Consider the following 20853-nt stretch of genomic DNA (forward strand, 5'->3'; position numbering starts at 1 on the left):
CTATTTCAAATTAGTAATCTCTTTTTTCAACTTTTCATATAATCGCTTTTTGAAATTTGTAACCCCTTGTCTACTAATCCCAAAAATTTCTGCAATCTCTTGGTCAGTTTTTCCTAGAATGTGTTTTTCCAAAATAAATTTCTGTTCTTTATTATTTAGATTAACGATGACTTCGTTTAACTTTTCATCTTGGACCACAAGATAATATTTTTCGATAAAAACTTTTGAATGAATTTCTTTTTCCATGTTAGTTATGCCCAGAAGAGAATGTAGCATCGGTTCATTCATTATCTCTTTATCATAGAATTTTGATTTTCCTTTATAATAATTAATAGCAGCATTGTGAATTACCTTTTGAAAATACTTTGTTAATTGCGCTTCTAATTTGTCATTACTTTCATACTTCATATGGTTCACTTCCTCATTCAATATGAATGAAGTTTGCATATTAAAATAGATAATTTCCTAACTACTTTCTTCTATACTGCCAAAAACCTCTATTAGCTTTTTCCACGTTAATGCTTTTATCTTTAGCCTTCCTAGGCAAAATATTCATTGTAAGGTTTTTATAGGTGAATATAAATTGCTGATCTTTTGTTATCAATTCATAAAGCTCTTTATTGGAGATAGGACGACCAGCTTCCTTTAGCAATGAAACAACCTTTAGACTAATTATGGAGTACGGAACTCGTCCACTTGTTTTTTCCTTTTTGGACATCATATTTTTTTGATATTCGCTCTCTTCCATAAGCTTTGAGGAACGTGACTGCTTCTCTAACTTTGTCATCCTATCTAGAAGCTCAGTATAGGTTTTCGAAAGTGCTCTCCTTTCTTCCAATATTGATTGCATTTGCTCATACAAATACTTTTTTTCTGTCAAATTATCCATTTTGTATACGCCTCCTTCTTAAAATAACAACAAAATTAAAGACTAAAATGACACAGAAAAAGGAAAAACTTTAAACTTTTATTGTTTAAAGTTCTTCCTTTCATTTGTTTTGAAAACCTTTTTTATTGCGAATTATGTGTCCTATATTGAAAGCACTATTATTGCTTATTTTTAAATTACGAGACACAATTTCAACTTTAAACTAAGTTGTCATCCATTTACGTTCTTTAAATTATTCCTTTTTCAAGGAATAATAAAACTTCTCCGCTAAAAATTTCCAGGCAGTGTCTTTCATACTCTTTTTTGATGAAAAACTACAATCTCACTCTTCTCAAAATCTGGTATCTTAACATTGAAAAATTGGTCTAAGAAAAAATTGAATGTCGCTTATTTTAAGCGTTTAACTAAATAAAGCTATTGTCAATTTTTTTGAAATAATTACTTGCTTAACTTAGAAATTTCTATTTTTTTTAACACCAGAATAAGAGATAGCAAAATCCCCCCCATCAAAGCCAAGCTAATCCTACGTACGATATATATTCAAATGAAAAGGTCGAATACGAATGCCACGATAGTCAAAAAAATTCTTCATACTCATTTCCTTTCATCGGTTAATTAGTTCTATGCTGCTTTTCCTTCAAGTTTTTATTTGGAATAGAGACAGTCTTCTTTTTGACACCATCAGCACGAATCTTAAAAGCCTGTTCTGACTGAATAGAATCATTATAGCCAGTATAGGAAGACAACCACGCAAGAGCAGTTACTTCTCCTGTCAATTCGATCTCATCATCATAGTGAAGCTCTGTCATAGAAGTTTCTGCAGGTAAAGTAATATCAATTTGATCCTCCTTAACTTCTGAATACACAGTGATTCGCTGTTCTCGTACCAGTTCTGTACGCCCACCTTCACTATCATTTTCATAAATTGTTTGGTTACTTAAATAGTTTAATTTCCCGAAAGTTTGTTGCACATCAAAATCTCTTACTAAATTGTCTTCAAATTTTAAACTCATGTTTCTTCCTCCTAATCTATTACTACTAATGATTTTGCTAAGACTTGTAATTCTAATGAGCGACTGGCAGTTCCAATGTTGTTTCTTTTTGCACTAGGAACTAGTTTGACTTCTTTCAATTCAATCTCTTTTCGTCCCTCAAAACGAAGCGAATTCCTTAGGTTTGGAACAATGATTTCAAAATCAGGATGAAGCGCAGAAGAAGCGATAAATATGCGACAAGGAACACGTTTTCCCTCTACATAAATCTCACGCTCTTCCTTCACAGTTGCTTTAATAGTTTCCCCTAATTGCTTTTCTTTTAAGATAATGCTGGTGACACGATTCGACATTTCAATTCCTTCTTTCTTTTTAAATTTTAGCTTCGTTTTTTAGTTTCTTTTTCTTTTTCTTTTAACTTTCGGTAAACGAAATAACTTGTAGCACTAATAATGCATAAACTACCTAGAACAACACCAATTTTTCGATTTGTCTCACCAGTTTGCGGCAAACTACTCTTTTCTTTTGGAACAGGTTGATTTGTCATCTCTTTTTTCACAATCTCACCATCTTTCGTAATTTCAAATGCAATTAATTCTAGATCTAGCTGAAAGCCTTCAGGAGCTGAAAATTCTTGGAAATAGTACTTACCAGCAGGAAGCTGACTAAATTGAATACTCCCATTTTTATTTGTTTTTCCTTCATAAACAACCTTCTTGTTCTTATCTAAAAGACGAATACCAGCATTTGATAGAGTTCCTTCTGTCGTTGCATCTTTTTTAGTCAACTCAGCAGTTCCCTTGATCAAATGATTTTTTACTTCAAATAAAACGACTAAATCATCTACAGTTACTTCATCCTCACTATCCTCTACTATGGAAGATACTAATAAATCACCGTTTTCTGAGAAAATTTGAATTCCTTCTTTGGTAGAAATAATTGTAAACGTTTCTGTAGTTAATACATATTTTTCGGAAGATGGCTGTGTTTCTTTCAAGTAAAATGTTCCAACCGGAATATTTTCAAAGAGAGCAATGGAATCCTCACCAGTCTCAATTGTTTGAATCACTTGATTATCACCTGTTTCTAGAGTAAAAACAGCTCCTTCACCATTGCCTGTCCATTGAAACTCGTAACCCTCATCAGCTATTAAAGTCGCTTCTTCATTCACTTTTTTAAGACCAAATTGATTAAAATGCAACTGATTCAAGATAGCCGTTTCTTCATCAGAATCTGAAGAATAGATATGAATTGTTTTTTCTGTTTCATGATCAGTAGCTAAGAACTCAAACTCATATTTCTTTTCATCTAAGATATGAAGTTCTCCCGAAACAAGTTCTTGAATATAATACTGCCCTTCTGGTAAATGCATATCGCTAAATTGTTGTTTTCCTTCAAAAACTGAATCGAATGCTAATAATGCATCAGCCGGAATAATCGTCTCATCTTCTAATAGAAACTCTTGATTGGTAAATAGTCCGAAAGTTTTCTCTTCACCAGGTATTTTTTCAATGACTGGCTGATTTCCTTCCCAATCAGAAATGGCCTCCTCATTTTTATGAATGATCAAGTTTAACCGTTGAAACTCATTTTTTGCCTCGATTGATTCTGATATCAATTCAATTTCTTGTCCACCATAGGAAAATTCAAATGGGATTGGTGTATCATCGAAAAGAAATCCATCTGGTGCTTCTTTTTCAATTGCCTCATATTTTCCTAAATATAATTTTGGCATATCAACGAATGCTCCTTGAGCATCTGTTCTTACGGTTGCGACCACTTCTCCTTTTTCCGCATGAATATGGTTTCCAACCTTGATATCCTCCGCTGCTTGAATATCAAAAACTACATCAGCAAGAGGGATATAGTCAAAATGAATCTGATGCAACTCACCAAATTCAGACTCTTCAACAGTCACAGAACTTGCTTTTTGTCCGTTTTTTTTCATTTTGACTATCCCTTGTTGGGCTTTATTATTAAACACCACTTCAATTGTTTTATTTGGCTCGACGATAATTTCTTTGCTTTCACCTTTATTTACAAATCCATCGCTTGCGGTAACTTCAGTGATTTTCACTTTTGTTCCAGCAGAAACATCTTGTAAAAGAGCTTGACCATTTTTATCTGTTACTACCTCTTTTTCTAACCCATCGTATTCTAATTTCATTTTTGTATTAGGGATTGGTAATCCTGTATCTTCATCAGTTTTTTGAATTTTTACATGTCCATTTAAATGAACTTTAATGTTCAAATTCATTTCACCTGCATTCGCTAATTTAAATGTAGCAACCGTTTGTTCACCAGGTTTCTTATACACGAAACTCTGTCCAACTTGATCTTTTGGTACAATGCCATATTGGAGTGTACCTGATTCCTTAGAGTCCTTCGTGGCAGTTAACTTCAGAGTGTTCCCATTTTTTTCAACTTTAAGGTTTGCCGTATTAGATAATAGATGACTGTAATTGGGCAGTACATTCTGAGAATCAGTTAAGGTAATGGATTCTCCAACCTTTAGCTCAATCGTTTGATTATGAAAGCTAGGCTTCGTATGATGTCTACTTACCTGATCTAGTACCGCTTTTTTACGATTCGCATAGTTTGGTAGTTGAGTGGATAGAAGTTCATCCCCATATTCTTCCCAAATAATACTTTGAGTAATTCCATAATTTTCAACGGTTGGATTGACTTGATAGCCGTAATAGGCAATCAAAGATAATTTTTCTCTTTCAGCTGACGTCATCTCAGACGGTGTAAAATCAGAGCCACCATTTAGCATCACACCATGTTCGATACAAAAGGCTGGTTCATTATTTGCTTTAATCATATAGACACCATCATCAGTCCAATGAAGCCCACCCATAGACTTTATATGCCAAGTAGAGACATAGTTAGCAACTTTTGTGTAATTGACTGTAGCAGCCAAAGCCATAATTGGAGCAATAAAAAAAGCAATCATCACTGTTAATACACTCAACAGCGTGATTGCTTGATGTTTCTTCTTATTCATTTGTTTTCCTCCTGAGTAGTTTTTAAGTATTTTGCAAATATTAAATCATCAACTTTTCAAAACACCTCCTTCCATAATAAAAAGACCTCTAGTATATACATACTAAAGATCATGGCGCAGACAAATATTTGGTTTCCTGCTTAAAAAAATTCGAATTAAAACCAAAATATCTAAACATTCTTGGCATGATTCTCTAAATTTACTAATCTTCCAAGTAAATCATGAACAGTTATACAAAGGTTCCTTTCAGAACATGAAATGGAGTCGCCATAATTCCCCTCTAGTTTACTTGCATTTTTTAATGCAGTATCCTTTTGTTGTACAGGATTTCAAATACTTCGGGATTATTTTCTTCATACCCAGACAATCCATTTTTTTAAGTGTTATTCCAATTTTTGAGAAATAGTTTTTTTTAGTTTAAAAGCTTAACAAACCAGTTTTAATTGCTTCATATAGACTCAAGATCTAAATACTTAGCATCCAAAACTATCGGAATAAAAACAAAGTTCGAATTCATATTATTCAATTTCCACAACATTTTTTATACTTCAAGCCACTTCCGCAGGGACATTTGTCATTTCTTCCAATCTTTTTCTTTCCAGATTTATTAATAATTGTTTGTAATCTAGTACCGAACGTCCTTTGCCCATATTTTATAAGATCGTCTAGTTTCTGAGGATCTATATCCTCTCTTCTTCTTTCTTTAAATTCTAAGTCAACTATTTTTCCATTTGAGTCTGTAAAGAGATTAATGAACATTAGTTTTGAATAGTTGCCATAGGCTAACATTCCATCGCAATACTTCAACATCATTTCAGATGGATATTTTTCAATCTCTGGTTGTTCTATGAACATCACATATCTGCAATTCTTTCCAGAAGATACCGCAGGAAGCATACGACCTAACTCATTTTGTCTTCTTTGAAGGGAAATAATACTATTTAAGAAAAATTGTGCTCCTTCAGTTGAAAAATCTAGTAAAAAATTGGAAAATAGGAGTTTTCTATCTATATTCTTTTTGCTAAGTGTAGAAAGCAGCTCTAGCCGTACTGAATCTAGCTCTCTTTCTGGTCTTCTCCCCTGATTTTTCGACCACAAAGACATAAAATATTCATCCAGTTCTTGTCTGTAACCCCAACCTTGAATAATAGAATTTTTTTTACCGCCACTCATTGTCTTAGGATACATGTTGTGTTCAATATACATTCCTAAATGATCTAACTCATCGGTTAATCTTAATGACGCAACTTGAGTAGCATTTTTCCTGTTTTCAAGGTAATTAAAGAAAATGAATGGCGATTCAAAATAATCTTTATATGTTCTCAGATCGTCAATAGACATTACAATAGTACCTGCTTCAATGTTGATACTATTCAGCTTTTCTGCTTTTGCTGCAAATTCATTAAAGTCGTCTATAGTAATACACATTGAGTAAATGTAATCGTAATTGTCCATTACAAAGATAGCTTTTTCTACTTTATTTTTATCATATATCGGAGATCTATTTTTACGATTCAGATAAGCTAAAGTTCTCTGACATTGCTGATCAGCTTTCTCCACTAAACTCTTATAAGATCTTAAATGTGATTCATAGTTTATAATAGCTGGTATTGGTGAGAATGAACCGGCTTTAACTTCGACTATAATAAGACTGTTTTCATACTCAATAATAATATCGTTCTCATTCATTCTTTTTAAAGACTCTTTTTCAGGATAATAGTTATCTCGAAAAATTTTGGATTCGGGTAGTAACTCTGCAAAAAGCTCCACAATAGCTGACTCAGAAGATTCTTTTTGCGTTTGCTCCCAAGCATCCTTATTAGATATATTGGACTCAAATAACAATTTTTGAAGAATGCGATAAATATTATCAAATAAATTATAATATGCGAAACAATAAAAACTATCTTCAATTTTAATAAATGGTTTTTTCTGTATTGGAAACCCTATCGTAGGCCAATACTCAAAACCATTTGCAGAAAAATTATCAGCCTCACCTATTGAAAAGGATAGTTTTTTAATAAATTCTATAGGCCAGTTAGTGATTTGTTTTATATCATTCGTTGTGCTTCCAAACATTCTAGCAAATAAATCTCTTCCTTCTTCAACAGCTTCATTCTTAGGATTTTCAAAATCAAAGTTAGGATTTTCCATCATTTCTCTAATTTTGGATATTGCCTCTCCTCGTCCTTGAGTTAAGCTATGTTCGATTGTAATTAAACCTTTAATAATTTCATCTGCAGAAATATTAAAATTTTCCACAAGTAGATTATCCAGTGGTTTCAGTAATGTTTGTAGATGTTCTTCAACTTGAAATTGATATCTTTTTCCTCTAACTTGAGAAAACATCTGAGATTCTACAATATAAGATATGCTATCTTTATCTAGTTTTAATACTCTTTCTGCATGTGCTCCCCAGTAGAAATACCATTCTTGAATTGTATTATAGAGATCTATTGTCTCGGCTTGAATTTTATGAAAATACGATTCTTGTTCACCTTTCACATATTTTATTCCTTCTAAATTTACAGCATTTGAAACAAGTAAACTTTGAATATATTCGATTGCTCTATTTTGTAATATCTGATCATTCGAATAATCTATTTCCGAGCCCATCATAACAGTAGAAAAATAGTCTGTAGTAACAAGAAAATTCATTAATTCAAGCGGTTTTACACAGTGAAGCATCTGAATTATATTTTCTATTTTCGCCGTGATTTCTGCAGTTTTTTCTTTATACAAATCTGCTAGTTCGCTGATTTGAGTGTTTCTCATTGGTGTAGATAGATTGTTTGAAAAGGCAATATGATTAAATTTTACATGCTTTTTAGACATCTCTCATTCTCTCCCTAATTTTCAGATGATATATATTTCTCTAAATAGGACAAATATCTCTTGTTCAAACCAAATTTCACATCGAACACCCAAGCTAATAAGACGCTGTCTAATTTTTTTATCATGTTATATGCTGGTCGGTATTCATCTCCATTTACATCCTTGAATGAAGTGACTATTTTTACATCATCTGAAAAAGAATCTAACAAACTCTTTTCAAATGATTCTGTTAGCAAAGATTTCCCATTAATATTAGCAATTTGAGCGTACAAATCCAGTTCATTAATGTCCATACTAACTTTGGGTTTTTCTAAAATATACTCTTTTCTCTTTTTTAAATATTGAGTTATCGAAATAGAATCAGTATCACTACACTCAAGTAAAATTGCCATAAAATGTTCAAAAGACATAGTAATCTTGGGATTTCTATTTGTTCCAATATATTTTTCATCTAGAACATGGATATTCGATGATAGGGAATCGATTGGATACATAGACAAGTGCAAGCATAATGGTTCAATAACACTACTTTCACCTTCAAAAGAAACTATATCGTTTATAAACTTGTACTTCTCATTTGAGCAGATATATTCATATGCATTTTCAAGAGTTCGATATGCTTTTTTTACTTTATTATTTATCTTTTGCTTTACTTCATTATCATTTGAGGAACTATTCAATTCTATTGTTCCTGATTTACATTCAATAATAGTAAGGTATTCTTCTTCCCTAATAACAATGTCTACTTCAGCAACCTTATTGTTGAAAGGATAATAATTTAAGGAATGAGCAATTTCACTAAATAGTCCCGATGATGCGGACAAATTATATACTAGTTTCTCGAACTCAAAACCCTTCCTATTTTGATATTTTGAGAATTCCTTTTCAGTACTAATTGAGCGATAAATTGATTCTACTTGAAACAAAATATACTCTACGAATTCTTCAATTGACAAAATGAAAATTGAATTATTAAATCTAAATAGCCTTTCATTGTTTAAATCCTCGATTTTCCTATTTTCAAAATCAAATGAAAACAAATCTACAAATTTTGTGAAATCACTAGATTTAATGGTCCAGCATACTTTCTTGATTTCTTCTATCCCTAATAAATAATCTTCTCTTTCAAATACTGATTTCTTTGCTTTCTTTGAAAGTGGTTTCTCTGAATTTTTATAGTTTTGGAGAAATAATACATACATCACTATTGAGAGAACAATTTGGAATAGTGCTCTCCTTTCAATATCAATCTCCGAAAAAAAAACATCATCGATAGAATCAAGAACTATATTAATATAAATAACAGTTAAGAAAATTGACTTTGGTTGCTCAAACTCTATCAAAGATTTGAGATCTTGATGATCACCTCTTAGTTTCTGTCTAAATTCTTCAATTTCAAGTTTTCTTATTTTACTTTGAAGATCTTGAGAATCGTTAAAACCAGTTTTCAAAATTTTTAAAGCTGTTTGATTTGACCTGATATGAGATCCCGTTTGAAAAAAATCGTTGTATTGATTAAACACTAATTCTAAATTATCATTCATCGTTATTCTCCGTTTGGTTATTTTCTATAAACAAATTATACAATAACGATTTCACATTTGATACATTCAATCTTTATCAACTTTTACCATTAAATCATTAGTTTTTAACGCTGTTTTTGTAATTGAATTAGAAAAATTAATTAAAATATTTTTGCTTAAAATTCCTAATCAATTTTCTACTCTAATTTCCCTATAATCATATCTAATTTCTTCCATCAACACTTCCCATCTTTTACCAATCCTTCTCATAAAATCACGACAGGCTGTCAAGTAATTAGGAGTGACTACCTCATTTGGACAATATTGGTAGTTAAAACGGGACAATCTAGGACAACTACAGGTGAAAGTTCATATTTTTACCTGACTAATAACAAAGAAAAGTAGAGAAAAAGCCTGATATACAAAGACTCTTCGCATTCGAAAATAAAAAAACTGCTTCGAATCTTCTTATCTTCTGGGTTCAATAATTAAGTCTTCTCGCTTTTTTGATCTACAATTTTTATCCTACCACCCTAAATTTCAAAAATACATAAACTTATCTCTTACTTACAACACCTAAAAAACGCAGTAATATTAATAGTTACAGCCGTTTTTCCTCTGGTAGAAAACTGTGGTAGAAAACTGTGGTAGAAAACGCAAAAAAAGCGACAAAATCGTCGCTTTTGGTAGAAAAGTGGAAAACTGACAGCTAAAATGGTGGCTCATTTCTCTATTTGTTTATTGATTTAACGCCATTTTAGCTGGGTTTCCACCCTATTTCCGATACATCTTCAATTCCAAGAACAAATCATTATAGATGCCCAGATACTCAGCACCTAAGTTTTCATAGACTTCGAGGTGTTCCATTAATTCATCGGATGGATAGAATTGTTCGTCTTCGGTGATCTCGTCAGGCAGTAATGCCATGGCTTCTTGGTTAGGTGTGGAATAGCCGATGTATTCTGCGTTTTGTGCAGCGTTCTCGGGTTCTAGCATAAAGTTCAAGAAGGCGTAAGCACCGGCTTCGTTTTGTGAGGTCTTAGGAATGACCATATTATCAAACCACAGGTTGGAGCCTTCCGAAGGGATCACGTAATGAATGTGCTCGTTTTCGTACATCATGTCGGCTGCTTCCCCAGAAAATGTGACCGCAACCGATGCTTCTTCGTTGGCCATGTACATCTTGATTTCATCTGCGACGATGGCTTTGATGTTTGGGGTCATGGTCCGTAGCTTATTGAATGCCTCTTGCAGCTGATCATCGTCTTTGCTGTTAAGAGAATAGCCTAAGCTGTCCAAACCTAATCCCATCACTTCACGCGCGCCATCGATCAGCATGATGCTATTTGCTAATTCGGGTTTCCAAAGATCGTCCCATTGGGTGATCTCACCTTCATCAAAGAACTTATCGTTATAGACGATCCCCAGTGTTCCCCAGAAATAAGGGATGGAATATTGATTGCCTGGATCAAAACTCAGGTCCAAAAAGCGAGGGTCGATATTGTCTAGCCCTTTGATTTTACTGTGATCCAATGGTTTTAAAAGATTTTGTTCCATCATTTTCTCAATCATGTATTCACTCGGTATGGCGATGTCATAGGACGTACCGCCTTGTTGGATCTTCGTGAACATCGCTTCATTTGAGTCAAAGGTTTCATAATTGACCTTGTAGCCAGTCTCTTCTTCAAACTTACTGATCAAATCTGGGTCGATGTAGTCGCCCCAGTTGTAGATGTTGACGACTTCAGCGCCTGCCATACCAGAGGAGCGTTCCAATTCACGGACACCAAAGAGCAAGATCAGGACGATCGCAACAATACCGATAATCAGAGATTGTAGTCGTTTCATCGCAGATTTGCCACCTCCACACGGCGGTTTTTACGCAATTTCTTCGCGCCGTTTTCTTTACTGATAAAGTAATAACCTACCACCAGGATCATGGAGAATAAGAAGACAAGTGTACTTAATGCATTGATTTCTAAACTGATTCCTTGACGTGCTCTAGAATAGATCTCTACTGATAAGGTACTAAAGCCATTGCCTGTCACAAAGAATGTCACGGCAAAATCATCGAGTGAATAAGTAAAGGCCATGAAATAGCCGGCGATGATGCCCGGTGTCAAGAAAGGCAAAATGATATTTTTAATGACTTGAAAATTATTCGCGCCTAAATCACGGGCAGCATCGATCATTGAATCGTTCATCTCTTGCAGTTTCGGTAAGACCATCAAGACCACGATCGGGATACTAAAGGCGATATGCGAAAGCAATACGCTGAAAAAGCCTAAGCTAAACCCACGGAACAAGTTGCCGATCATCGTAAAGAAAATCAAGAAGCTGGCACCAATGATGACATCTGGTGAAACCAACAAAATATTATTCAAACTCAACAATGCCGTTCTCGTTCGACGTTTGCGGGTATAGTAGATGCCCATCGCTCCAAATGTGCCGATGATCGTTGCCAGTAATGCTGATAAAAATGCCAGCATAAAGGTGTTCAACACGATGATCATCAAGCGGGTATCTTGAAAGACGGATTGGTAATGTTCAAAAGTGAAACCCGTAAAAGCATTCATGGTGCCTCCTTCATTGAAGGAATAGAAAATCAAATAAAAGATCGGCACGTACAAAAGAATAAAGACGACGATCAGATAAAGATTGGACCAGCGAAATTTTTTCATTTACGTTGCCCTCCTTTTTTCTTTTCTCCCGTAAACAACATCACGAGGAACATGGCGATGATCAAAATGACGCCGATGGTCGAACCCATGCCCCAGTTTTGGGTAACGAGAAAGTGCTGCTCGATCGCCGTACCAAGCGTGATCACTCGATTGCCCCCAATCAAACGGGTCAACATGAAGAGGGAGAGCGACGGAATGAAGACGGCTTGGACGCCGCTTTTCACACCGTTTAACGACAGAGGGAAAATCACTCGTCGGAAAGTATCATAGCTGTTTGCCCCTAAATCGCGACTGGCACTGATCAAAGAGGGATTCATTTCTTCTAAGGCATTAAAAATCGGCATGATCATAAAGGGTAGTTCGATATAGACGGCAACCGTCAAAAAGCTGAAGTCGGTAAACAAAATCTGCTTTGGTCCAACACCCATGATTTCTAGGAAGTTGTTGACACTGCCATGAATGCCGAAAATCCCAATAAACGCATAGGCTTTTAACAATAAGTTGACCCACGTCGGTAAGATGATCAGCAGCAGCCACAAATCTTTGTGACGCAGCTTAGTTAAGAAATACGCTGTCGGATAGCTGATCACTAAGGTAATCAAGGTGATCAAAAAGGCATACCAAACCGAGTTTAAAGTCATGATCAAATATTTGCCAGAACCTAAGTAGCTTTGATAATTGACCAGCGAAAAGTTGCCGTTCATATCAAAAAAGGATTGGTAGATGATCAATAAGACTGGTGCAATAACAAATAGCAATAACCAAAAGACATAGGGTATCGCATAAAAACGACGCATTTTCGTCATTAGCTTTCCCTCCTAATCTTCGTAGCTCTCTAAACGAGCATCAAAATCTTCTTCGGACTCATTGAAACGCATGACGTGGATATCTTCTGGTTCAAAGGAAAGCCCGATCTTGCTTCCTTCAGTGGCTTTTCTTGTAGAGTGAACCATCCACTCGTTGCCTTGTTCGTCGTAACAAATGATCTCGTAATGCACGCCTCGGAACAATTGCGTGTCTACTTCAACGACCAGCTTGCCTTTTTCCTCCGTCGTCAAATTCAAATCTTCTGGACGGATCACGATCTCAACAGCTTCATTCGGCCGCATCCCGCCATCGACACATTCAAATTGCTTGCCGACAAACTCCACTAAGTTGTCTTCGATCATCGTGCCTGTGACAATGTTGCTTTCACCGACAAAATCCGCCACAAAATGGTTGATTGGTTCATCGTAGATATCCACTGGTGTGCCGCTTTGAACAATCTTCCCTTTGTTCATAACGAAAATCTCATCACTCATCGCCAACGCTTCTTCTTGGTCATGGGTGACAAAAATAAAGGTGATGCCTAGTCGCTGCTGCAATTCCCGCAACTCGTATTGCATGTCGGTTCGCAATTTCAAATCCAATGCGGACAATGGTTCATCCAGGAGCAATACTTTGGGTTCATTGACGATCGCTCGTGCGATTGCGACCCGTTGGCGTTGTCCTCCAGACATTTCGCTGATTTCACGATTCTCATAACCAGGAAGCTGTACTAACCGCAACGCTTCTAAGACTTTTTTATTCACTTCATCTTTTGGTAATTTTTTGATTCGCAGACCAAATGCCACATTTTCAAAAACGTTCATATGTGGGAATAAGGCGTAATCTTGAAAGACAGTATTCACTTGCCGTTGATTGGCAGGAACGTCATTGATTCTTTGTCCATCAAAATAAACGTCGCCTTCTGTTGCGTCCGAAAAACCCGCAATGATGCGTAAGATGGTTGTTTTTCCACAACCTGAAGGACCTAACAATGTATAAAAGCGACCTTCTTCAATATCAAAACTCACTTTTTTCAAAACTGTTTCATCATCATCAAATCGCTTCACCACATTGTTGAATGAAATTATTGTTTTTCCCACACTCTTTCCTCCTGTACTATAAATAAGAATCTGTCACGACTACAAGCACACGGCTTTTTTTGCCCGCAATATTTTTTAATTGATGCGGCTCAGTCGCCTGATAATAAATCGATTGGCCTTTACGAGCCTTGTACTGCGTTTCTCCTAGTGTCAAGGCCACACTGCCCTCTAAGACATAGATAAATGTTTCTGCTAACGATGGTTCAAAGGTCTTGTATTCGCCCGCTTTATCAAAGGTCAGCAAGACTGGCTCCATTTCTTTTTCATTGGAATCGGGAATCAGCCACTTCAATTCATAGCCATTTTCTTCATCATAATAAAGCGTGCTGTCTTCTTCGCGATAAACCACTTGATGCTGCGCATTTTCTTCTCGGAAAAATTCCTCTGGTGTCACGCCTAAAACTTCTAAGATCGTAAAAAAAGTTTCCATAGAAGGCGAACTCAAATCACGTTCCAACTGTGAGATATAGCCTTTCGTCAAATCGGTCCGCTCGCCTAATTCTTCTTGGGTCAAATTCTTTTGAACGCGCAAATTGCGCAGCTTCTCGCCAATCTCCATGTTCATTCCCCCTTTGATTGACACAACTGCAAGTAAAAAAAGTTTGCTATAAGTAAACTTCATGTTTAATTTCACTTTTTCTAGTATACAAATAATTGCAAAAAACACAAGCCTTTTTTCTTCATTTTTTTGAATTATTTTCTCTCTGATCAAAAAAAGGAGTGACGCTAAACGCTTGTATTATAAAGGAAAGGAGTGGCGGTCCCGTCATTTTCGCTTTTCAAAGGTTTAAAAGAACAACTTCTATTTTAACGAAGAAAAGGTAGATTTAATAATGATCTGTTTTTGCTGATTTTTTGATAAGAAGACCTACCTTTTCTTGCTTCGCTGGTTAAAAAAATAAAACTTATGGTATTATGAGTACAAACCATCAAAGGAGTGTCTGAAATGACGAATTTCTCTACCTTTCGTGTCATGAATGAACCAAATTTTACTGCTTCACTCACAACTGCAACCCTTGACGAGCTGCCAGCAGGCGATGTGCTTGTCCGTGTTGATTACTCAGATGTCAATTACAAAGATGCCTTGGCAGCAAAAGAAAATGGCGGCGTGATCCGCACGTATCCGATGACGCCGGGAATCGATTTAGCAGGGGAAGTCGTGGACAGTCAGTCTGCTGATTTTGCCCCAGGCGACCAAGTCTTAGTGACAGGTTATGGCTTAGGGGTTTCTCACCCCGGCGGTTACAGTCAATTTCAACGGGTCCCAGCCGAGTGGCTCGTGAAACGTTCTGCTGGTTTTTCAGCAAAAGACAGTATGACCTATGGCACTGCTGGGTTCACAGCAGCTTTAGCGGTGCAAGAATTAGAACAGCTGCACTTAGCAAAAGACGCTGCTATTTTGGTGACAGGCGCTAGCGGTGGCGTCGGCAGTGTCAGCATTGCTTTATTGAAAAAACTGGGCTATACAAATATAGTGGCGCTATCTCGGAAAAACGATGCGCAATGGTTGTTAGACCTAGGCGCAGCAAAAATCATCAGTCCTGATGACGTGGTACCAGAAAAGGTCAAACCATTAGCAAAACAAACGTTTGCAGCGGTCATCGATACTGTTGGCGGTCCATTGCTTGCGGCAGTGCTTCCGCAAATCGCTTATGGGGGCGGAGCCTTCTTATGTGGCAATGCTGGTGGGATCAAAATCGAAACGACTGTCTTACCTTTTATTTTGCGTGGGATTCGCGTAATTGGGATCGATTCGGTCAATGTTTCCCATGAGATCCGCTCGGCATTATGGGAGAAATTAGCGGGTGAGTGGAATGTGATCGATCAGCTTTACACGAAAGCCATCACTTTGGCAGACTTACCAGAAACATTGGCAGCTTTATTAGCAGGCACGCACCAAGGACGAACGATCGTTGAGGTGTCGCAAGCGCAATGAGAATTTTGATTACGGCTGGCGGTACTTCCGAAAAAATCGATGATGTCCGTGCAATTACGAATCATTCCACGGGCTCACTTGGTCAGGCCATTGCCAAGGAATGGCTGCAATACCCTGAGGTAACCATCGATTACGTTACGACGAAAACTGCCAAACAACCGCCGACCGATCCACGAGTTACCTGTCATTTCATTGAAGGGACCACGGACTTGTTGGCGCAGTTGACCGATTTATTGACGTCCCATTCGTATGCTGCCGTGATCCACAGTATGGCAGTCAGTGATTTCACCCCTGCTGCTCATTTTTCAGAAGCAGCGTTTTATGAAGCAATCAACGATGCCCTACCAGCTTATGACAACCAGGTCACTCCGGCATTGATGGCACACGTGCTCTCACAATCTGAATCAACGGCAGGCAAAGTTTCTTCCAATACTGATCATTTGTTTTTAGTGTTGAAGAAAACCCCGAAAGTGATCCAAACCATCAAAGCATTACAGCCGACAACCTTATTAGTCGGATTCAAATTATTAGTAGACGTAGCGGAAGCCGAGTTGTTTGCGGTCGCACGAAAAAGTCTGCTGGCTAGCCAAGCGGATTATGTGTTGGCCAACGACTTGACGCAAATTTCTGGAAACCAGCATGTCGGACACCTTTTGACACAAGAAGGACAAATCGGGACTGGCCGCACAAAAGCTGAGATCGCAACCTTGATCGTTGACACATTACGCAATGACCTGCGTGCTTAGCTAGATGTTTTTTTAGAAAAGGAGAAAGAATCATGAAACAAAAACACGTTCTGCTTGGCGTCAGCGGCAGTATCTCTGCATACAAAGCAGCCGACCTGACCAATGAATTAACCAAAAAGGGCTATGCAGTGGATGTCTTAATGACTCAAAATAGCACACAATTTATTACGCCTTTGACGTTACAGTCATTATCCAAACGCCCGATCCATGTCGATGTTATGCAAGAACGTCAACCAGATCGGATCAATCATATTGAACTAGCCAAACAAGCCGATCTTTTCTTGCTCGCCCCAGCCAGTGCCAACAGCATTGGCAAGCTGGCGCATGGGATAGCCGATGATTTGATCTCAACAGTTGCCTTAGCGTTGCCGTTATCCGTGCCTCGCTTGATTGCGCCAGCCATGAATACCGTCATGTACGAAAACCCGATTGTTCAAAGAAATTTGGGGATTTTGAAAGAAGTCGGCTTCCAAGAGATTGAACCCCGTGAAGCGTTACTGGCTTGCGGTGATTTCGGCAGAGGCGCATTAGCAGCAACAGAAACGATTCTCGAAAAAGCATTGACTGCTTTGGAAGTACGGAGTGTCTAACAATGAAAAAAATATCAACTTTTGAACTTGTCTTAACAGCTTTCTTTTTAGGAATCTTGATTCTTTTAGCATCGGTTCCCTTTCTTGGGTTTATTCCCTTAGGACCAATCAATGCGACAACGATGCACATTCCTGTGATCATTGCTTCCATTGTATTGGGCCCTCGGATCGGCGGCTTTTTAGGCGGCGCCTTTGGGATCATCAGTATGGTGCGTTCGACGTGGATCATCACCCCGCTTTCTTTTGTCTTCTCTCCTTTCGTACCGATTTATGGGAGTGATCAAGGAAGTTGGAAAGCGATCCTCGTAGCGCTGATCCCCCGTATTTTGATTGGTGTCGTTCCTTACTTTGTTTATAAGGGCTGTCAAAAAATCTGGAAAAACAAACAGCAAAGTCTTTCGCTACTGATTGCTGGTGTTGCTGGAGGCTTGACGAATACGATCCTGGTAATGAACTTGATCTACTTCTTGTTCCAGCAAGAATATGCAGAGGTTGTGGGAAAAGCCGGCAATGCTGTCTATGCAGCGATTTTGGGTGTGATTTTCGCCCAAGGTGTACCTGAAGCCATTGTAGCGGGAATCGCCACGATGGCAGTTGGAACCGTCCTTTTGCGCTTAGTCATGAACCGCAAAAAAAATCGTATCTAAAAAAATAGCGACCGCCCTAAGTTAGCTTTTTGGCTAACTTAGGCGGTCGCTTCCCTTTTGAGTGTCTTATAAACTTTGTGTCACTTGGAGTGCCTCGACAAGCTCTTGATACTGCTCTTGAGTCAAATACTCTTCATAAAAGGTCAGATAATCATCGATATCTGCTTGGGTCAAATAAGGCAGCTCTTGCTTGATTTGCAGCAGCAGTTCTTCAAACTCCTCATCCGTCAGCATATAAGAAGACCAATCATCGGCTTCATCATAGCTATCCCAGTACTCATCATCATAATCATTTTCATACCCATCGTCATAGCTGTCATCCCAGCCATAATCATAGGGAGAAAACAATTCTTCTGGGTCAATCAATTCTTCCGCTGTAGGGATCGCAACAGCAGTATCACTTTTCTTTCCTGTAAAAGTCACCGTGGCTCCGATAGTGGTTTGCAGCTCATCCGCTTGCACGAAGTGAAAAGCCATTTTCTGCTGATTTGTTTTCGTATTGACGGTCATAGCTAAGTCAAACTGCTCGACTTCTTCCAGCATCGTTTCTAATTCGGCGACTTGCTTTTGATCGGCACCGTGTTCTTGGGCATAGATTGCATAATCTGCCAATTCTTCTTTGGTAAACGTATGGCCGATCGTATCTCCATCTCTTTTGAAAGCATCCGGTTCAAAGGTTTTCAGATAGTCTGCAAATGTCTCATTATGAAAAAGACTGTTCATGGTAAAGAGGTTTTCAGGCTCTTTTTCTGCTTCGGTTGTCCCCTCGCCGTCCTCTGCAAAAGTTCCTTCGCCAAAGTAAGAATCTAAGGTTTCTTGATCGATGCGCAGGTATTTCCCTTCATATTCCGCAGTGTCTGGTTTTGTCCCATAACTGTCACTACCAAATGCGCTGATATACCCTTGCAGTGTTTCATAGATTTCAGCTGACACATACGCTTCTTGTTTTTCTGGATCGACGATCAGCTTGATCGGCAGCTCCTGCCCCCCAAAAGCGACTGCCAGATTGAGTAAAATCGCTTTGGTTTCTTTGTCCTGGACGAAGTCCCCTTTAAATGACGAGCCGACTAACTGTGACATCAACATAGAGGCATACCTATCGGCTTCTTGACCGTATTCGCTGCTGCTGCCCATCTCAAAGGTATCGATCGTCGCTTGGAATTCACCAGCATTCGCTGCTTGCTGATTCGTCAACTGTTCGGCAAACTGTTCTTGCGGTAATTTCGTACAACCGCCGAAAAGAAAGGCGAACCCAACAAACAAAATGACGCGTCCCCACTTTTTCATCCTGCTCACTCCTTTTCGTTTATTGTACCGAAGACTGAGAAAGCTTACAAACCTAAGCTCTTTTTTATCAGCTCTCATAAAAAAAAGACTGCCCCTCAGGACAATCTTTTTGCTATTCTATTCTTCGCCGATGATTCGGACTTCTGTTTCTAAGGTGACATCAAAGGTTTCTTTGATGACTTGTTGGATATGAGCGATCAGTTCAACGTAATCCGTTGCAGTGGCTTGATCGACATTCACGATAAAGCCCGCATGTTTTTCCGAAATTTGGGCTCCGCCCCATTTCAATCCTTGTAAGCCTGCATCTTGGATCAGCTTGCCGGTAAAATGACCGACTGGACGTTTAAAGACACTCCCACAAGAGGGGTATTCTAGCGGTTGCTTCAATTGCCGCAATTCTGTCAGTTCATCCATCCGCTTTTTGATTTGCTCTTGATCGCCTTTTGCTAAATCAAAGCGACTGCTTAAAATGATCATCTTTTGCTCTTGTAATTTGCTATGACGATAAGCAAATTCCATTTCTTCCTTGGTATAAGTCACGATTTGACCATTAGCCAGCAAAACGTCGCAGGACGCAAAGACATCTTGGATTTCGCCATCATAGGCGCCAGCATTCATAAAGACGGCACCGCCGACACTGCCAGGAATCCCGCAGGCAAATTCAAAACCAGTCAACGATTCATGCAAAGCGACATAGGTGGTATCGATCAACTTTGCTCCAGCATCGACGATCAAAGAAGTGCCGTCCACCACGATTTGGTTCATTTCTGATAGCATGATCACCACGCCACGAATACCACCGTCACGGACGATCAAGTTGCTGGCATTTCCTAAGACGATCCAAGGAATCGCTTGTTCTCGGCAATAATCAAGCAGCTGTTTGGCTTCATCTGCTGTTTTGGGAAAAGCCAAAATGTCTGCCGGTCCACCAGTTTTTGTATACGTATAGTTCAATAAGGGTTCATCTTTTAATAAGGCAATTTCAGGGAATTGCGCAATCATCAAGTCTTTATTCACGAGAAGGTTTCCTTTCACAATAAACATCTCACTTATTTTAGCATGTTCAAGGAAAAGTTGCTACCTCTGGTGAATCAAAGAAAAGCTTAATAATCGAATGACCTGATTAATAAAGAGTCAGCTTCAAAAAAAGTGTTTTGTTATTTCAGATAATCGTTCTTTCATCTCCGTAGTGACTTTATCGACTACTTCTAAGTTGCTGCGATGCAAGAAGTCCACACTGCAAATATGCTGACAAAGAATCGTCCCTTGAACTTTACTTTATTGTGTTTCGGTAACTGTTTGAAACGCATTCGATCGAGCAAATTTTTCTTCTACATATTTTTTTGAGCTACTGAGTGGCATCACTAAGATGGTATTGAAACTCTTGTTATAATAATCATTACTAACCACTACACACGGTCTTTTTTTGCCATTTCATTTCCTTTGGTGGGATTTAAGTCAATAAAAGAATATCTCCTTGCCTTACCATTCAATGTTCTCCTCACCTAAATCTTTTTCAAAAAACATCTCACCTGTGTCAAATTTTCCCATTTCTTCTATGATCGCTAATTCTTGTTTCCAAAAAGCTTCAAAGGAAGGCGCTGCTTTTTCGCCTCTTACCTTGATCTCACCTTCTGGGGTAAATTCAAAAATTACCCAGTGATTCTCTTTTAAGCCTAGTATTTGCCGCACACTTTTTGGAATAGTTATTTGATTTTTCGAAGTCATTTTCGCTGAAACTTGCGCTTTGATCGTCATGAAACTGCCCCCTTTTCAAAATGACTGTATCATAAAATGGAAGTAAGCGTAAGGA

20 protein-coding genes are annotated in these 20853 nt (G+C 37.9%); 4 read left to right on the top strand and 16 right to left on the bottom strand.

Annotation, left to right across the window (positions count from 1 at the left end):
- The 12 genes from IGJ44_RS12965 to IGJ44_RS13020 form a co-directional block, all read right to left on the bottom strand.
- Positions 1-408 carry a sigma-70 family RNA polymerase sigma factor gene (locus IGJ44_RS12965; protein ID WP_430605773.1) on the bottom strand — a complete coding sequence of 136 codons (408 nt, stop codon included), beginning with the start codon at positions 406-408 and terminating at the stop codon, positions 1-3.
- A gap of 61 nt (positions 409-469) precedes the next feature.
- Positions 470-889: a hypothetical protein gene (locus tag IGJ44_RS12970; protein WP_430605774.1), complete on the bottom strand. Its 420-nt coding sequence runs from the start codon at positions 887-889 to the stop codon at positions 470-472.
- Between the two features lie 611 nt (positions 890-1500).
- Complete coding sequence (locus IGJ44_RS12975) at positions 1501-1902, bottom strand: DUF961 family protein (protein WP_430605775.1); 402 nt, start codon at positions 1900-1902, stop codon at positions 1501-1503.
- Positions 1903-1913: 11 nt separating this feature from the next.
- Entirely contained in the window at positions 1914-2234 is a 321-nt protein-coding gene (locus IGJ44_RS12980) for a hypothetical protein (protein WP_069663838.1), read from the bottom strand.
- 26 nt (positions 2235-2260) lie between these two features.
- A complete protein-coding gene (locus IGJ44_RS12985) occupies positions 2261-4888 on the bottom strand; it encodes a SpaA isopeptide-forming pilin-related protein (protein WP_430605776.1) in 2628 nt (875 codons plus the stop codon).
- Positions 4889-5410: 522 nt separating this feature from the next.
- The gene (locus tag IGJ44_RS12990; protein WP_430605777.1) at positions 5411-7723 is read right to left on the bottom strand and encodes an SEC-C metal-binding domain-containing protein; all 2313 of its coding nucleotides are present in this window, start codon (positions 7721-7723) and stop codon (positions 5411-5413) included.
- 14 nt (positions 7724-7737) lie between these two features.
- Positions 7738-9267 (bottom strand): NERD domain-containing protein, encoded by a 1530-nt coding sequence (locus tag IGJ44_RS12995; protein WP_430605778.1) that lies wholly within the window; start codon positions 9265-9267, stop codon positions 7738-7740.
- 753 nt (positions 9268-10020) lie between these two features.
- The gene (locus tag IGJ44_RS13000) at positions 10021-11094 is read right to left on the bottom strand and encodes an ABC transporter substrate-binding protein (RefSeq protein ID WP_010749877.1); all 1074 of its coding nucleotides are present in this window, start codon (positions 11092-11094) and stop codon (positions 10021-10023) included.
- Positions 11091-11927, bottom strand: a complete 837-nt coding sequence (locus IGJ44_RS13005; protein WP_005228535.1) for an ABC transporter permease — start codon at positions 11925-11927, stop codon at positions 11091-11093. Before IGJ44_RS13005 ends, IGJ44_RS13000 begins: the two co-directional genes overlap by 4 nt.
- The gene (locus tag IGJ44_RS13010; protein WP_005234157.1) at positions 11924-12733 is read right to left on the bottom strand and encodes an ABC transporter permease; all 810 of its coding nucleotides are present in this window, start codon (positions 12731-12733) and stop codon (positions 11924-11926) included. Before IGJ44_RS13010 ends, IGJ44_RS13005 begins: the two co-directional genes overlap by 4 nt.
- Positions 12734-12745: 12 nt before the next feature.
- Positions 12746-13834, bottom strand: coding sequence for an ABC transporter ATP-binding protein (locus IGJ44_RS13015; RefSeq protein WP_074933291.1), 1089 nt, complete (start codon positions 13832-13834; stop codon positions 12746-12748).
- Between the two features lie 16 nt (positions 13835-13850).
- A complete protein-coding gene (locus IGJ44_RS13020) occupies positions 13851-14393 on the bottom strand; it encodes a helix-turn-helix domain-containing protein (RefSeq protein WP_015510239.1) in 543 nt (180 codons plus the stop codon).
- A gap of 387 nt (positions 14394-14780) precedes the next feature.
- On the opposite strand from IGJ44_RS13020, the gene IGJ44_RS13025 reads away from it, so the two are divergent.
- The 4 genes from IGJ44_RS13025 to IGJ44_RS13040 are packed head-to-tail and all read left to right on the top strand — an operon-like array spanning position 14781 to position 17753.
- Positions 14781-15770, top strand: a complete 990-nt coding sequence (locus IGJ44_RS13025) for an acryloyl-CoA reductase (protein WP_151195164.1) — start codon at positions 14781-14783, stop codon at positions 15768-15770.
- A complete protein-coding gene (gene coaB / locus IGJ44_RS13030) occupies positions 15767-16516 on the top strand; it encodes a phosphopantothenate--cysteine ligase (protein ID WP_167826928.1) in 750 nt (249 codons plus the stop codon). The genes IGJ44_RS13025 and coaB overlap by 4 nt, the downstream gene beginning before the upstream one ends.
- 32 nt (positions 16517-16548) lie before the next feature.
- Positions 16549-17106: a phosphopantothenoylcysteine decarboxylase gene (coaC, locus tag IGJ44_RS13035; protein ID WP_005228528.1), complete on the top strand. Its 558-nt coding sequence runs from the start codon at positions 16549-16551 to the stop codon at positions 17104-17106.
- A gap of 2 nt (positions 17107-17108) precedes the next feature.
- Positions 17109-17753 (top strand): ECF transporter S component, encoded by a 645-nt coding sequence (locus tag IGJ44_RS13040; RefSeq protein WP_005228527.1) that lies wholly within the window; start codon positions 17109-17111, stop codon positions 17751-17753.
- A 66-nt stretch (positions 17754-17819) separates the two neighbouring features.
- Here the strand turns inward: IGJ44_RS13040 and IGJ44_RS13045 are convergent, their stop codons facing one another.
- The 4 genes from IGJ44_RS13045 to IGJ44_RS13060 form a co-directional block, all read right to left on the bottom strand.
- Positions 17820-19040 (bottom strand): hypothetical protein, encoded by a 1221-nt coding sequence (locus IGJ44_RS13045; RefSeq protein WP_167826927.1) that lies wholly within the window; start codon positions 19038-19040, stop codon positions 17820-17822.
- A 117-nt stretch (positions 19041-19157) separates the two neighbouring features.
- Positions 19158-20042, bottom strand: a complete 885-nt coding sequence (gene murB, locus IGJ44_RS13050; RefSeq protein ID WP_371875350.1) for a UDP-N-acetylmuramate dehydrogenase — start codon at positions 20040-20042, stop codon at positions 19158-19160.
- A gap of 276 nt (positions 20043-20318) precedes the next feature.
- Positions 20319-20450, bottom strand: coding sequence for a hypothetical protein (locus tag IGJ44_RS13055; RefSeq protein ID WP_005228524.1), 132 nt, complete (start codon positions 20448-20450; stop codon positions 20319-20321).
- A 72-nt stretch (positions 20451-20522) separates the two neighbouring features.
- On the bottom strand, positions 20523-20798 hold the full coding sequence (locus IGJ44_RS13060) for an AbrB/MazE/SpoVT family DNA-binding domain-containing protein (RefSeq protein ID WP_005228523.1): 276 nt from the start codon (positions 20796-20798) through the stop codon (positions 20523-20525).
- Between the last annotated feature and the right edge of the window lie 55 nt (positions 20799-20853).

It is taken from the genome of Enterococcus sp. DIV1368d (assembly GCF_050542975.1).
Taxonomy (GTDB): domain Bacteria; phylum Bacillota; class Bacilli; order Lactobacillales; family Enterococcaceae; genus Enterococcus_D; species Enterococcus_D casseliflavus.